The 14,941-nt window shown below is 22.8% G+C and carries 18 protein-coding genes and 1 tRNA gene; 7 read left to right on the forward strand and 12 right to left on the reverse strand.

The window, feature by feature from the left end; genetic code table 4:
• Positions 1-15 precede the first annotated feature (15 nt).
• From ACLFP3_RS01660 to ACLFP3_RS01675, 4 genes are all read right to left on the reverse strand, one after another.
• On the reverse strand, positions 16-2,466 hold the full coding sequence (locus ACLFP3_RS01660) for a DEAD/DEAH box helicase family protein (protein WP_412031246.1): 2,451 nt from the start codon (positions 2,464-2,466) through the stop codon (positions 16-18).
• Between the two features lie 2 nt (positions 2,467-2,468).
• Positions 2,469-4,115, reverse strand: coding sequence for a site-specific DNA-methyltransferase (locus ACLFP3_RS01665; RefSeq protein ID WP_412031247.1), 1,647 nt, complete (start codon positions 4,113-4,115; stop codon positions 2,469-2,471).
• Positions 4,116-4,213: 98 nt separating this feature from the next.
• Positions 4,214-4,609 (reverse strand): variable surface lipoprotein, encoded by a 396-nt coding sequence (locus tag ACLFP3_RS01670; RefSeq protein WP_412031248.1) that lies wholly within the window; start codon positions 4,607-4,609, stop codon positions 4,214-4,216.
• Positions 4,610-4,622: 13 nt separating this feature from the next.
• Positions 4,623-5,951: a DNA recombination protein RmuC gene (locus ACLFP3_RS01675; protein WP_412031249.1), complete on the reverse strand. Its 1,329-nt coding sequence runs from the start codon at positions 5,949-5,951 to the stop codon at positions 4,623-4,625.
• A 75-nt stretch (positions 5,952-6,026) separates the two neighbouring features.
• Here ACLFP3_RS01675 and ACLFP3_RS01680 point away from each other — a divergent pair.
• Positions 6,027-6,103, forward strand: a tRNA-Arg gene (locus ACLFP3_RS01680).
• A 72-nt stretch (positions 6,104-6,175) separates the two neighbouring features.
• Here ACLFP3_RS01680 and ACLFP3_RS01685 read toward each other — a convergent pair.
• From ACLFP3_RS01685 to ACLFP3_RS01695, 3 genes are read right to left on the reverse strand one after another with little or no spacing between them, the layout of a single operon-like run.
• Positions 6,176-6,448, reverse strand: coding sequence for an MAG6450 family protein (locus tag ACLFP3_RS01685; RefSeq protein ID WP_412031854.1), 273 nt, complete (start codon positions 6,446-6,448; stop codon positions 6,176-6,178).
• Positions 6,379-6,546: a hypothetical protein gene (locus tag ACLFP3_RS01690; protein WP_412031250.1), complete on the reverse strand. Its 168-nt coding sequence runs from the start codon at positions 6,544-6,546 to the stop codon at positions 6,379-6,381. Before ACLFP3_RS01690 ends, ACLFP3_RS01685 begins: the two co-directional genes overlap by 70 nt.
• Positions 6,521-6,976 carry a Panacea domain-containing protein gene (locus ACLFP3_RS01695; RefSeq protein ID WP_412031251.1) on the reverse strand — a complete coding sequence of 152 codons (456 nt, stop codon included), beginning with the start codon at positions 6,974-6,976 and terminating at the stop codon, positions 6,521-6,523. The genes ACLFP3_RS01690 and ACLFP3_RS01695 overlap by 26 nt, the downstream gene beginning before the upstream one ends.
• A gap of 174 nt (positions 6,977-7,150) precedes the next feature.
• Here ACLFP3_RS01695 and ACLFP3_RS01700 point away from each other — a divergent pair, with 174 nt between their 5' ends.
• The 6 genes from ACLFP3_RS01700 (at position 7,151) to ACLFP3_RS01725 (ending at position 12,119) form a co-directional block, all read left to right on the forward strand.
• The gene (locus ACLFP3_RS01700; RefSeq protein ID WP_412031252.1) at positions 7,151-7,780 is read left to right on the forward strand and encodes a hypothetical protein; all 630 of its coding nucleotides are present in this window, start codon (positions 7,151-7,153) and stop codon (positions 7,778-7,780) included.
• Positions 7,770-8,678 carry an HAD-IIB family hydrolase gene (locus tag ACLFP3_RS01705; RefSeq protein ID WP_412031253.1) on the forward strand — a complete coding sequence of 303 codons (909 nt, stop codon included), beginning with the start codon at positions 7,770-7,772 and terminating at the stop codon, positions 8,676-8,678. The genes ACLFP3_RS01700 and ACLFP3_RS01705 overlap by 11 nt, the downstream gene beginning before the upstream one ends.
• A gap of 37 nt (positions 8,679-8,715) precedes the next feature.
• Positions 8,716-9,891 carry a hypothetical protein gene (locus tag ACLFP3_RS01710; RefSeq protein WP_412031254.1) on the forward strand — a complete coding sequence of 392 codons (1,176 nt, stop codon included), beginning with the start codon at positions 8,716-8,718 and terminating at the stop codon, positions 9,889-9,891.
• Positions 9,891-11,078, forward strand: coding sequence for a hypothetical protein (locus ACLFP3_RS01715; protein WP_412031255.1), 1,188 nt, complete (start codon positions 9,891-9,893; stop codon positions 11,076-11,078). Before ACLFP3_RS01710 ends, ACLFP3_RS01715 begins: the two co-directional genes overlap by 1 nt.
• Positions 11,079-11,143: 65 nt before the next feature.
• Complete coding sequence (locus tag ACLFP3_RS01720) at positions 11,144-11,884, forward strand: ATP-binding cassette domain-containing protein (protein WP_412031256.1); 741 nt, start codon at positions 11,144-11,146, stop codon at positions 11,882-11,884.
• Position 11,885: 1 nt separating this feature from the next.
• The gene (locus tag ACLFP3_RS01725; RefSeq protein ID WP_412031257.1) at positions 11,886-12,119 is read left to right on the forward strand and encodes a hypothetical protein; all 234 of its coding nucleotides are present in this window, start codon (positions 11,886-11,888) and stop codon (positions 12,117-12,119) included.
• Positions 12,120-12,196: 77 nt separating this feature from the next.
• Here ACLFP3_RS01725 and ACLFP3_RS01730 read toward each other — a convergent pair whose 3' ends face one another.
• The 5 genes from ACLFP3_RS01730 to ACLFP3_RS01750 all read right to left on the reverse strand — a co-directional run bounded on the left by ACLFP3_RS01730 (position 12,197) and on the right by ACLFP3_RS01750 (position 14,906).
• A complete protein-coding gene (locus ACLFP3_RS01730; protein ID WP_412031258.1) occupies positions 12,197-12,682 on the reverse strand; it encodes an ethanolamine utilization protein in 486 nt (161 codons plus the stop codon).
• Between the two features lie 37 nt (positions 12,683-12,719).
• Positions 12,720-13,733, reverse strand: a complete 1,014-nt coding sequence (locus ACLFP3_RS01735; protein ID WP_412031259.1) for a tyrosine-type recombinase/integrase — start codon at positions 13,731-13,733, stop codon at positions 12,720-12,722.
• A gap of 2 nt (positions 13,734-13,735) precedes the next feature.
• Entirely contained in the window at positions 13,736-14,104 is a 369-nt protein-coding gene (locus tag ACLFP3_RS01740; protein WP_412031260.1) for a hypothetical protein, read from the reverse strand.
• Between the two features lie 294 nt (positions 14,105-14,398).
• Positions 14,399-14,608: a hypothetical protein gene (locus ACLFP3_RS01745; RefSeq protein WP_412031261.1), complete on the reverse strand. Its 210-nt coding sequence runs from the start codon at positions 14,606-14,608 to the stop codon at positions 14,399-14,401.
• Positions 14,598-14,906: a hypothetical protein gene (locus ACLFP3_RS01750; protein WP_412031262.1), complete on the reverse strand. Its 309-nt coding sequence runs from the start codon at positions 14,904-14,906 to the stop codon at positions 14,598-14,600. The genes ACLFP3_RS01745 and ACLFP3_RS01750 overlap by 11 nt, the downstream gene beginning before the upstream one ends.
• Positions 14,907-14,941 lie beyond the last annotated feature (35 nt).

Genomic DNA, 14,941 nt, shown 5'->3' on the forward strand with positions numbered 1-14,941 from the left:
GTTATTAATTATTAATTATTTTTTGAAATATTCAAATAAATGACCGATTTCAGTTATGAATTTATTTTTGTTATAAAGTAGTTCTTCTCAAGTATTGTATTTTTTATTAATTTTATCATTAAGGCCACTAACTTCACTACTACCTAAAAAATAGAAATCTCCATCATTCTCATAACAAATTAGAAATGAGTATATAGCTGGTTTACCATCTTCAAATAAAATTCGTTCTTTATTTTCTAAATTATTTTCTATATATTTTTTGTAACTTGTTAATAATTGTTTTGTTTTTTCGGGATCATAATCTTTCTTCAAACTTTTTAATTCAATATAAATCATGTGAATTTTATCTTTATTTTCAATTTTAAAAATGAAATCAGGAAATGAATTTTTTATTTCATAATGAGTATCAAGATATTGCAATTTTAATCCGTGAAAAACCGGGTTTTTACTATACATTTTAATTTCTTGATTGTTCCAAAGCAAATTTTTAACACTTGTAATGAAATTATATTCAGGTCTAGAGTCAAAGAAATGATTTTCCTTTTTAGGATTTTCATAAGCGTACTTATTAATTTCATTTAAAGCAACTGAATTTTTTTGTGCTCTTTCAAGATCGTGGATTAAAATTTCATTTAATTCTGGCAGCGTTATATTTTTTTTAATTTCATATATATTTCCATCTTCAATATTTTTTTCCATACATGTAGAATATATTTGTCTAAATTGTTCAAAATATTTTTTGATTAATATATATCAATACATTTGTAGATTTATTTGATTATCTGAAATAAATAACTTTTTATACAATATATTAAGTGAGGATATTATTTCATTAGTTAAGAAAAAACTATTTTTTTGCTTAGTTTTTTCTACAAACATTTCTAGTTCTATTGAATTATGAATTCAAGAATAAACTCTTACTTTGCCTTCTATTCTTTTTCCCTCTTCGCCAACTAACCTTTTTTCATTATTTTCAATTTCTTGTTCATTATAAAATTTAACATATTCTTGGAAATGTTCTTCTATTTGTTTTTTATCAATAGTTTTTAAAATTTCTTTAGTATAGTGTTCTTTATCGAGTAAATGTTTAACTTTTTGTTCATTTATTATTCCGTATGGGAATTTTTCATTTTTAAATTTTTCTTTAAGAACTAAAGTTTGTCTAAAAGTATCTTGTGCTATTGTGTTTGAGTAAATATAATAATTATTACTAATAGAACTTCAGGGAATCATGTTTTTAGGATAACTAGGATTTGGAAATCTTTTAATTCTACCAACTGTTTGAATGGACAAATTTTTAGATGAAACATTTCTAAGTTGAACTAGCATACATGCTCTTGGAATATTTCAACCAGTAGCTGGTCCAATTTTAAAAAGAATAACATCACAATTAGCATCATTTTTTGATATTTCTTTTAAATTGACTTTTTGGTTTTTGTCTAAATTGATTAAAGAAATAGATTCTATTTTTTCATTTGAAAAATATTTAACTCATTTTAAATCAAATTGATCTAATTTTTTAATTATTTCATTAATATTATCTTGAAATATTTCATATTCGTTTGGTTTTTTCTTTTTATCAGGTTCATTATCTACTTGAATAAGCATTGCTGGTCTTATGTTTTTTAATTCTTCATTATTATTTGCATATTCTTTTTGAATTTCTTTAAATGTTATACATGCTTGTTCAAGTAATTTAATATCGTCTATTTCATTTTCTTTTAAATTGCCAATTCCCTTGTTATAAATTTGTTTATTTTTTAATAATTTTGTTGAATCATTATTTAATTCTTGTTCATCAATATATATTAGTTTATTTTTTCCTCTTGGAGTGGCAGTCATTTTAATAATATATTTTGCAACCTCTTGAATTTTGTATTCAAATTTTGCTTCTTCAAATTTTAAATTTATTTTTTTATTACTAAATTCAAAATCTTTAAATATCTTACTTTTATCTACATTGCCACCATGGTGTGCTTCATCACGAATGTAAATTAATGTATATTTTTGTTTTTCTATTTGATCTAAAAAACCATTGAACAGTTCTTGCTCGGTAAAAATTCTCCCCTTTCCAAAGGAAGATGAACCAAAAATAATAACTTTATTTTCTTCTGGATCTAGATTGTATGTAGTATCCTTATTTTTTATTTTGACTATTGATGGAGACTCTTTTCTTTCTATAGAAAACAACCCATTTATATATCTTTTATATTCAATAAGGTTTTGTTCCATTTGAATGGGTAAATCAGCAGAAGATAGAGTAGCAATAACAAAAACCAATTTATCATTTAAACCTGATTTGTTTTCTTTAATTATTTCATTAATGACATTAGCTATGATAAATGTTTTTCCGCTTCCAGTTGGAGCCTGAAAATCGACAATTATTTTGTTATTTGAATTTTGTGATTCAATATATGATTGAACTAATTCATCAACCGCTTTATTTTGACTTTGTGTTAATTCCATAACTATTTTTCTTTCTTTTGTGGTTTTAATGCGGTTAAATTTAAAAGCAGTTCTTTCTCATTTTCATCTATCTTAGAAATGTTAAAATCCTTTAACTCTTGAGTAAAAACATTTTTTATAATAGTATTATTGGATTCTATAATGTCAGTACTATAATAATCAATTTTAAAAACATCAAGATTTTGTTTATAAGGTTCATTATTTTTTAATCATTTGAAATTTTGTTCATTTTTTGTCCCAATACCATTATTTATTCTAAATAAACGTTCATAGGCAACATCTATAGCTATATTATTTTCATTATTAGTTACTAGTGTATATGTTCTTGCTCCACCATCTTCTCTATTTAATTCTAGAACCGCATGTCCGGTTGTTCCCGAACCTGCAAAAAAGTCTAGAACACGAGCATTTTTATTTGCATGAAAATTAATCAAATATTTAATTAATTTGGAAGGTTTAGGGTGATCAAAAATTTTATTCACAAATAAATCTTTTTGTTCATTTGTACCTTGAGTTCCATGATAATTAAGGAGTAAATTAGAAAATTTATGAGTTCTTTGTATTTTCTTATCATTATTATCAATAAATTGATATTGTTTTGTGTATACCTTATTATTTTTAAAAACAATAAAACCATTTTCAAGTCCTCATTCAAATTTTTCTTTAGATCATCTTCACCGTCAATCTTTGATAGCATGATTTCCATTGTGTCTATTTTTATATTGTTCTAATGATCCTCCTGCATAATATTTTTTATTTTCATATTCAATAATATAGTCAAGACCATTAGATCATGTTAAAGAAGCAAAATCTAATTGTTTTATTTTATACATTCCCCTAGTTTTATAATATTCATCTTTTAAGTTATAATCACCTTTATCCATATCCATTTCATAAGTGTTTATCTTTAAATTTTTTATGTTTTTAGAATACATTAAAACATATTCAGTTAGAACTTTTAAATATTTAGAGTCTTCAGCGGACCCTTCATTTTTCTTTTGCCATATAAAATTGCAAATAAAATTATTCTCACCAAATATTTCATCCATCAATACCTTTAAATATGCTTGTTCAGTATCATCGATTGATACAAAAATTACACCATCATCTTTTAGAAGTTGGCGAGCTAATTTTAATCTTTCATTTATCATATTTAGTCAACCATTACGACTAAACTTATCACGGTAAATAAATTTCGAATCTAATACTTCATCTTTTTCGGAAAAATTATTTCCTTCTGAACCAGCAGATTCAGTATTATAAGGAGGATCAATATAAATTAAATCGTAATTAGCATCAAATTCTCTCTCTCTCTCTCTCTCTATTACTATTAAGTTCTTAAGAGCATCATAATTTTCTCCGATTATTAAAATATTTTGATTTTGTCCGGTTATCGAGGTGTTTGCAAAAGAAAATTTTTCATCTTTTTTAAGCAAAGCAATAGACTTATTATTAATACTAGGAGCAACGTCAAAAGTAAAACCAATTTTTACCCTTTGAATAAGTAGTTGAAAAATGGCATCTAAATTTTCTTTATTTGTTTTTTCAGTATTTATTAATACATTCTTTATCAATTCTTTTTGATCTTTATTTAATAAACTTTTTGACATCTCATCAATGTCTTTTAGATATTTATCTAAATCTTTCATATTCTCACCTTATAATAAATTTTTATACATTAATTATAAGAATTTATTTTCGAAGTTTTCTACTTTTCTTTCTTGGTGTTTATTACTAATTACAAATTCTAAACTGATGAAATTTTTTGAAATAGTTGATATGTAAATTCCAAATAAGATTTAAAATCAACTATATTGTTTACATCCATATCAAAGGGTTTAGCAATTTCTTCTAAAGTGTCTTTTACAGAACTTAAAGCTTTATCTTCAAATGTCTTTATTTCTTTGTCAACTTCATCATTTGATAGTTTTATTCATTGACTTAAATATGAAATAACATTATTTAATGAATCTTTATGTTTTTCTTCTTTAAGTTTTTTATTTATTTCTTGATATTTGTTCAAATATTCTTCTATTAATTTTTTGTTGTATGATTGTTTATCACAACTAGCAGCAATTACTAAAGGCATTGTTACTAAACTTACAGAAGATAAACTTATTATCAATTTTAATGATTTTTTCATAAACTATATTTTCCTACTCTAAATTATTATTTGCTTTATTTTTAGAAATATTCAAATTTGTATTTTTTAAATCTTTATTAATTCGTTCATCGACTAAACGAGCATTTCTTAAACTTTTTTCAATATATTCGCTAGCGGTATCAATTTTGTTTTTACTATTTTCTAAATGTGATAATAAAGTTCCATAATTCTTTTTAATATAACCAACTAAATCGGCAATTTTGTCAATATTTTTAGCAAATTCCTCTCTTTTATTTAATTGAATTATTGTTCATAATTGTGGAACTGTTGTTGAAGGACTTATTAAACCAACATTACAATTTGTTCAAAGTTCATTTAATAAATCACTATCAGAAACAGCAGTTGCATATAATGCTTCACTAGGTAGATACATAAAAGCATAATCAGTAGTTACTCCTGTTTTTATATATTTTTTCTTAATATCTTTTGCCATATTTTTAATATCAGAAACATATTTTTTTAATGCTTTATCACGATCATTTTTATTTTCAGCATTTTGATACAAACTAAAACTTTCAGTAGGAAACTTAGAATCAATTGGCAAATATTTGATTTCGTTTTCTTTATTTAACAATTTAATAATAAAATCGACTCTTGTATCGCCATTAGTATCATTTGTATCATTTTCTAGTGTTTCAAGTTTTGTATTTTTAGTTAATTTATTAATATTAACTTGCGAAGCTCAATATTCTTTTGGTAAGTAATTTTGTAGAATGTTTTCTAATAACATTTCACCAAAATTACCTCTACTTTTTACTCCACTAAAAGTTTTTGAAAGATCACCAATTTCTGCTTGTAGAGTTTCAAATTTAATAAGATTTTCAGATAAATCTTTCATTTTATTTTGTACAGAATTAAAGTGTTCATCCAATTTCTTGGCAAGTTCGCTTTTAAAGTGTTCATCAATTTCTTTTTTTATGTTTGCAACTTGATCATTTGTTTTGTTAATTAAGTGATCAAGTTTTTTATCCACTTCTTCTCTTAAATCTTTAAATGAATTATTTACTATTCTTCCATTATCATCTAACTTTTTATTAATATTATTAGATATATCATTTAGTTTACCATTAATTTCTTCTTTAACTTCGCCACTAAATTTTGTAATTTTTTCATTTAATAAATTTAATGCTTCATTAAAATCTTTTTTAATAATTTCTTGCTTTGAACTAAATTCAATTAATTTATTTTCAATATTATTAATTTTAGAAAATTCCAGCTCATTGTTTTTTTGTTTTTTTCTTATAAATAAGGAAACAATAACTATTCCTACTAAATTTAATATGAAAATCAAAATAACAATTGCAATTATAATGTTTTCCATCTCTTGCCTTCTTTCATTTTTATTATATTCATAATTATAAAAAAACCAAAAAGTTTATAATAATAATGCTTATTAGCATTCGTAGCTCAATCGGACAGAGTGCTTGGTTTCGGCCCAAGAGGTTACGGGTTCAATTCCTGTCGAATGCGCCATATCATTATTTGTTATGAAAAAAATAAAATGTATGATTTATGGTCATACATTTTTTTAATCAAAACAATCTATTATTTTGAATGGGTTTTATGGTTTGTATCAATTTTTGTTATAATGAAATAACCACTTAAAATAAAACCGAAAATTCTAAATTTTTTATGATTTTCCCCAAAATGTATTATAGGAAATTTTTCTTTTCCATAACTAGTATTAACTTCAATAGTTTCACTTTTGTCATTTATTCTTTTATATTTTTCTAGTACTTCATTGATTGTTAATTTTTTTCCAATAGTTTTATTGATAAAATTATGAAATTCCTTGATACTTTCAATGTTTTTATTGATTTAAAATCAAAGTTATTTTCTAGATTTCTATCTATCAATATTTTGAATTTTTTAGCATCTTCAGGAAGTTTACTAATTTCTTTTTGTATATCTATCATAAATTTTTGAATAAAATGCTTTCATTGTATTAGTATCTATTAATTCATTTCCGGGTTCAAACATATCTAATCCATATCTAGCTTCAACTCAAGGAGTTTCTCTACTAGTTAATATTTCAAGCTCTATATCTGATAAATTACCGTATGAATTTCATATAAAATTTAGTAATTCATTCTCATTTTTACTAAAAGTTATGTTTAAATTTTCAATTTTATCAATTTCTTCTCATTCATAATTTTCATATTCATTTTGCAAAACTTTTGAAAAAGGGCCTTGAATAAAACCGTAAAAATCAGAATTTTTTGCCATTGCTTTATTATAAAAAACATACCCTCAAGCAATGTAGTAATAGCATAATTTTTGCAGTTTCTTTTGACTCATAGATTCTTTAGATAAAAATCATTTAGCAATTTCTTTAATGTCTTTCATTTTCTCTTCCTACTTGTCTAAAATTACATTTATTTTAAAATAAACTAAAGAAAAATGATTAAAAATCTATTGTTTTACAGTGTTTTTTAATTTTATTAACCTAATTTTCTGAATTATTTTTGTGAATTTTTCTAATTATATTTTTAAGTTTAAATTTTAGTAAAATTGTTTAATATGAAAAAAATAAAAAAATTACTATTTTTAAGTACACCTATTATTACTGCTTTTTCTCCAATAATAATGGTTTCTTGTGTTAAATATCCTAATAGAAAAAAGTCAGAACCTAAAGAGAACACATATTTTAGTAAATATAAAGAACTTTTTGAAAAATTGGATAAAAATGATTTAGATGTTTTAGAAAAAATAAATTATCAAGATTACACATTAGATGAATTTTATAGTCAGTTTTTAAATAAAAGAAAAGTAAGAATTAGTGAAAATAGTAGTTTTTTTAAGTCATTAACTAAACAAGAAAAAGATAATTTTAATAATAATTATCGTCTTGTAGTTGCTTATCAAAAAAATGATGATTTTAGTATTACTTTTGGGATATTCTTAGTACCAAAAGATAATGATTATCATGAAAAAAATATAAAAGATTATTTTTATTATTTGGGACCTAAAACAATAAAATTAACCAATTTTAAGAATCATGATGAAATAAAAAGCCAAAAAGAAAAAACTAAAAAAATATGAACAATTTTGCAAATCACCATTCCGACAATTGCTATTATTGGAATTTTATCTTATATCATTATCAGGATAATTATTAAAAAAAGAAAGGGATTAAGATATGGAAAATAATGATTCGTTAATTTTTAAAGTTACAAATGATAAAAAACCTATTATTTTTTCTGATGTGGATGGAACTTTATATAACGATTTTAATATTCTTGATGAAACTAAAAAAGATATTTCATTTGCACAAAAAAATAATGCAGATTTCAACATTTGTACAGGTAATCCTATTTTTGAAAGAATGCTAAATGTATCTAGTGAAGTTAATGCTAATTATTTAATAGCATCATCTGGTTCACAAATTTATGATTTAAAGCAAAAAAAGATTATTAAAACTTGACCGATGTCTTTTGACAATTTAAAGAAAATACTAGATTTTATTAAAAATGAAGATGTGCAAATGCTATTTTGAGATAATGATAATTATTATTTTATTAATGATAATTATTATCGTAATAATGAAATAATTTTGCATCATTTTCTTAATGTTGATTCAATTAAAAAAAATGCTAAAAAATATAATAATGAGAAAATAATGCCTTTAAAAATTGAAATTTATGGTCAAAAAGATTTACTAAAAAGAAAAGAAGTAAATGAAAGATTACTTGGTAGATTAAAAACTCTTGATAATATTTCTGTTTTTAGTGTAGGTAGTCATCTTGAAATTTTATTTAAAAATGTTACTAAAGCTTCTGCTATTAATTGAATGACTAATAACATTTATTTTTGTTCTATAAATGACATAATGGCAATAGGAGATGGCAATAATGATCTTGATATGTTAAAACTAGTTGGTTTTTCATATGCAATGGCAAATGCTAATCAAGAAGTTCTTAATATTGCTAAGTTTTTTACAAGCGCTGTAGAACAAAATGGTTTAGGGGAAGCCATTATTGATTATTTATATCGATTAAAAAATATTACTAGAAAGTATATGTTACATAATTTTAATGAAAAAGATTAATACTATAAAATTTAAAGTAGCAAGGAAAAGAGGAAAAATGTTTTATAAAACAAGACTAGGAAAAAATTATATTGTAAGCGCAAAAGTTGCTAATAAAGTTGACAATATTTTTGCAAGCAAAATAGAAAAAATGGTAGTATCACCTTTGTTTAAATTGGACAATTTTTGAGTTGTTTTAAGTGATAACAATACTTTTAATAATTTAGCAACTAATTTAATTTGTTTATTAGGTGTTAGTGAAAATGATATATATTGATGATTTACTTTAAATAATAAAAAAATCGTTCTTAATAAAAAATTAAACTTTGATCAATTATTATCAAATAATTACATTGAAAATTCTAACATTTTAGAAACATATTTTGCTTTGGCAAATCAAAAAGAATTAACTATTAAATTTAATGCCATTCTTTCTTCAGGAGCATTATTTGCTTTGGATTTAATGATCAACATTGATAAAAGAAATTTACAATATCAAAATTTTAATGATAATAGCGATTTATATGAAATGGTTATTTATTCAGACCGTGCCAAAAAAATTGTTGATTGAAATCTTAATTTAGTAAATGAAAGTGAAAATTTAATTGGTAATGATTTTAAAAACTTATTTTACGAAAAACATAATCCTAAAATTGACACTAGGCATTCAACACTAGAAAAGTTTTATGATAAATTTGCTAATCTAGACTTTCATAGTACTTATTTACCAATTGAAACAAGAAGTAGTATGGATGATTACCCATTTTTTGAATTAATGACTTTTGATGAAGATGGTGATGAAGCAATTGAAGATAATGATAGTTTACTAGAAGATTATGAAATGTTAACTAATGACCTTGAATTTAGAGAAGCTTATAAAATATTTAAACAAATGTATCTAGTAAATAAAGGCAAAAAAATTGATACTTCAAATGTTAATGAGTTAGCTAAAAATGTTGCTAAAGCTGCTAATCCAGATGAAATTTTTGAACAAATTTATAAAATTGCTAATGAAATGGGTGTTAGTGAAAATGACATGCAAGATTATTTAGAAGAAGCCATGAAACAAGTTTCTGATGGTGCACTTTTAGATAATAATGCTAAAGAAAACATTATGAAAATTTTAAAAGATAGTGTAGAAAAAAGAACAACAAAAAAACCTAAAAATAAAAATGATTCTTCTTTAGATAATAAAAAAGATGATAAAGATGGTGACCTTCGAGAAGTAAACTAATGTATAATTCAAATGTGAAAAAAACATATTATTTTAGAAATAAAGATATTGATTGCTTTTCTTTTACTTATGATATTGAAAATAATAAAATAATTTCTTTTAAGAAACTAGAAGGTTTCAATTTTATTATTCCTTATTTAAAAACGGATAATCTTGAAATATTAAAAGAATATTTACTTTTTGACCGTCCTATTCCTTATTCAAGAAAAAATTTTAATGTTCTTTTTCTAAAAGATTATGATATTTTTAAATTATATAATACCAATTTTGGCTTAAATTTAGATGATACTTTTTGAATAGTAAGTGAAGATAAAAAAGATTTAAAATGAAATAAAGTTAATTTTTACAAAAATTTTCATAATGATTTTTCATTAGAAATGTTAAGCGATGATAAGCCTTTAAATTTAAGTAATACAACTGAAGTATTTTTGCCAAGTAGTCCAGATTTATTTACAAATGGTGAACTTAAAAAAACATGAAGAAAAATAAATAAGAAAATTTATTTATATAAATCATCTTCGATTTCTAATCAAAATATTCAATATTATGAACCATTTGCTGAATATTTAGCTTCACAAGTAGCATCTTTATTATTTAATGATTATGTTAAATATGATTTAATATTGGAAAACAATTCAATTCTTAATACATGCAAGATTTTTACTTCTGAAAACATTAGTTATTTGCCCTTTTCTTATGCTTTTATGCCCAATGATTATTTAGATAAAAATATCTTAGAAGAAAAAATAAAAAATGCTTATGGAAAGGAACAATTTGAAGATTTAATGCTGTTTGATGCATTAATTTTAAATATTGATCGCCATCTTGGAAATTTTGGTTTATTAGTATCCTCGAATACTCAAGAAAAAATAAAAAATGCTCCAATTTTTGATAATGGTAAAAGTTTGATTTTTGATTATAAAACATATCAAGGAAAAGTAGGAAAAATGCATTTAAATAATTATTCTTCTCGACCTTCTAAAATGTGTCAAAGTCTAGATTATCAACTAGAAAAATTTCTTTCTAAAAGACATATTAGTTGAATTCAAAAACTAGAAAAATTTGAGTTTAAAAATTTAAGTAATGTTACTATCGATAAAAATTATTTTAAATTTATTAAGAAATTTTTTAAGCAAAGAATTATTTTGTTAAAAAAAATTTATCAAAAAAATTTTGAGGTCGATTAATTTTAAAATTTGGCCATACCCTTATTTATTCTTATATTAAGAATATTAATAGTATAATTTATGTTATGAAACTCGAAAATTTTATTAATAAAAATAATGAGACTATATTTGAGGCTCATAATATTTTTAAGTCCATAAAAAATAAAATTTTGTTAGATAATGTTACATTTAAATTAGTTAAAAAATCTTTTCATGTAATTATTGGGCATAATGGTGCTGGTAAGTCCACATTGATTAATATTTGTACTGGTAATGATAAAAATTATAATGGCGATATTTATTTTAAAAACGAAGATATTAATTTAGTTAAAATAAGAAAAAGTTTTTTATATTTTAATACGAATCTTTCATTCCCTATTTGATGAAATGTATTAGAGTATATTAAAAACTTTTCTTATTTTTTTAATAATCAAATTTTATCTACAAGAAAAATAATTGATAAATTAACTGAATATGAACTAGAAGATAAAGCTAAGTCTAATCCTAATTCTTTTTCATCTGGTGAAAAGAAAAAATTACCAATAATCTTAATAGAATTATTAAAACCAGAACTTGTTTTTTTAGATGAACCTGATTCAAATTTAGATATTGATGCTAGAAAATTTATTTATCAAAAACTAAGAAACATTGCTAATGAAGGTAGTTCTATTTTTATTTCCAGTCATTATAATAATGAAGTTAAAGACTATGTTGATTATGTTACTTTTCTTAAAAAAGGAAAAGTTATTAACTCTAATAATATTGAAAATTTCAAAAGTTTTAATAACGAACCTAATAACTTAATTGAAAATAGGGGAGATGAGTAATATGAAAAGCTTATATAAAAATCATAGTGTTTACTTTTTTAAAAACAAAAAATCAAATGAATATTTTGATTTTATAAAACAAGATGATATTAGTGAAATAAAAAATAATAGGGAATTTATTGAAAGCCAAAAACAATTTGCTTTAAATAGAAAAATTAACTTTATTGACAATCACTCAAATTATTTTTATTTAGAAAATTTAGAAACATTTAAATATAAAAATACAGTCCTTTAAACAGTCCCGTTATACAGTCTTGACTTTAAAATTTTTAGGCAGAAAAAATATAACTAACTTTCAACTTCATTTTATCACTAAAATAAAATTTGCTCTAAATTTAACATGTTTTTAAATAATCAATGGTTTCCTATCTTGACTGCTAAAACGCCTATTTTAGAGCAGTTATTAACTAAATTAGGCATGGTTTTTAAGTCATAATTATTAAAATTTGATTTAACTTGTATTAAATACTCAACACCGTTTTTAATAGCTATCAAATCTATTCCATATATAGCATCATTTAGCAAATTTGATATTTGCACGTCATAACCATTTTTGATAAGAAAGTTAAATAACTCTAATTCTTTTCTAAAATTTATAAAACCATAATAAAAAATAATTTGATATATTTTTAAAAACATATCTTTATTATGCTGATTTATTTTGGTTAAATATGTTCCTAAAGCTTTAGAAAATGCTCTAGAATGCCTTTCTTTAAACTCTTTGAAGGTTTGTGGCATCTCATTTCAAAGAATATTTTTAACATTAAATTTTAAATCTTTTCAAGTTGGTAGTTTCATATAAAAATTTTAATAAAAAAGTAAGCAAATAAGCTTACTAATTTATATGTTTTGTTAGATCAATTTCTATTGTTGTCGATATTATGTTTTTTAATCGATCAATTTCATTTTTTAAATCTTTATTATTCTTTTCTAAAGTTGCTATTTTGTCTAAATTTATCTTTTGCTTATTTTGCAATTCCAAAATATTTAAGCTATCCATTATTGGCATTTGTGCTACTTTTAATCTTTCATTAGCATAATTAGAATCATAAGTTATATAAGTTGAAGCTGTAGTGTTAGAATTTACATGTCCTAGAATTTTTGAAACTTCAGACACATCTTTTAAATTTTTCATTGCTGACGTAGCAAAATGATGACGCAAGATGTGCGCAGATATTTTGGCTTCAAATTCAGGATGTTTTTTAATTACAAATTTTTTAAATGAACAAAATAAATTCTTAATTGTTTTTGAAGTTACATTAAGATCTATACCTTTTATGATTTCTGATCTAATATTTCTAAAATACTCTAATGGGTGATTATTTTCTGGAATTCTAAATGGACGGTCATTATTATTTTTAGCTGTAGAAATTATCATTTGAAAATCATTCTTTATCAATTCTTTAAAATCAATATGTGATCATTCGCTAACTCTAATTCCTGTTGCTAAAATAATTTTAAAAATGATTTCAAACTTTTTGTTTTTAAATTCTTTTAGTTCATCTAACAATAACATTAGTTCTGAAGTAGTATAGCTGCGACGAGTTCCACGTTTTAATTTATACTTAATAATTCTATTGTTAAATGGAATATAAATTTGATTTCTTTTTGACAATCATTCACAAAAGGTTTTGAAAACTGCACGTTGAGTAAATAAAGTGTTTTGGCAAGTTTTTGCTTGAGTTAATAAGAAATTGATTTGATCTAGAAGTTCATCAACAGTATTTCAATCTGTTAATTTATTTAAAATTAATTTATACCTTTCTAGTGTTACTGCAGAACGATTATTAGTTTCTATTAATCTTTGAAATTCTGCATAAAAAATTTTCAATTGGTCAATATTTTTCATAATTATTCTCCTTCAACTTTAATTTTAATTAATAATCGACCACGTTTATCAAATTTTTTACCTGCTTTTAAGTTTTCATATATTTCTATTAATCTTGTTTTTGAAGCAATAATATAAACATCTATATTTTCATTATCATTGTGATAAAAATCTCTAATTTGAGTGCCATATTCATTAAATGCAGCATTATTTGAAGCTGCTATAGTATGGTTAGAAATTCTATATTTTTTATTATTTAAAGTAAAATAATAACTATCTTGTTTTTTTGAAAATGTAATATCATTAGCTACACAAAAATCTCATATTTCATCCATTTTTTGTGCAAATTCTATTTTTTTAGTTTTTGAAAAATGTTTTTTAAATCTAAACATAATAAAAAATCTCCTTGTTTATTTTCCATGGAGATTTTAAAAAACACTAAAATAAAGGTATATAATGTAATTGTGCAAAATCTCACTGTGGAATTTTTCGAGGTCTTGCACATTTTTTATTTTTTTAAATGTGCAGACTTTCAATTAATTATTGTTAAGAATCTAAATAAATAAAAATGCTGGGGATGATTGATAAGGAACCCAGCATTTTATTTGTATTTAAGTTTAGAACTGTGGACTCCTAACATAAATATTATAACATATTCAGGACTGTTTTTTTGTTTTATAAAAATTTTACAAAGTTAAATGTTTATTAATTTCATTAAATTTATCTTTTCAATAATCTCTATTTTGTAAAAGTTGTTTAAATTCTGCATAAGACACTTTGCCATCTTTATTGACATCAGCATCTTTATAAATACTTCAAATTGATACACCTACTTTAATAGCTCTAATTGCTCAAGTTAGACCCAATGTTAAAATGTCATATCATTTAGGTTTCATCTATATTTACTCCTTTTCTTGGTTTTAGTTTGTTTTGTCTAGTTATTCTAGAAGTTACTAATATTTCATGTGAAAGTTCCATAGTTCTACGAACATCTGATGAAATTTGTTTTAAATCATCAATAATGGTTGCCATTTTTTCAAGTTCTATTAAATCATTAGCTTTAATTCTTTTTAATATCTTTTTAAATAGATAAAAAAACAATAAATAACTAACAATACTAATTAACAAAACTGCACCTAAAATACCATAGGTAACTGCTAGATTTTTGTTTAGTTCAACAATTGAAGTTCCCATTTTTGTTTAAATACCTTCTTTTTTAGTGTTTTTAT

The organism is Metamycoplasma buccale, assembly GCF_046774455.1.
GTDB lineage: Bacteria > Bacillota_I > Bacilli_A > Mycoplasmatales > Metamycoplasmataceae > Metamycoplasma > Metamycoplasma buccale.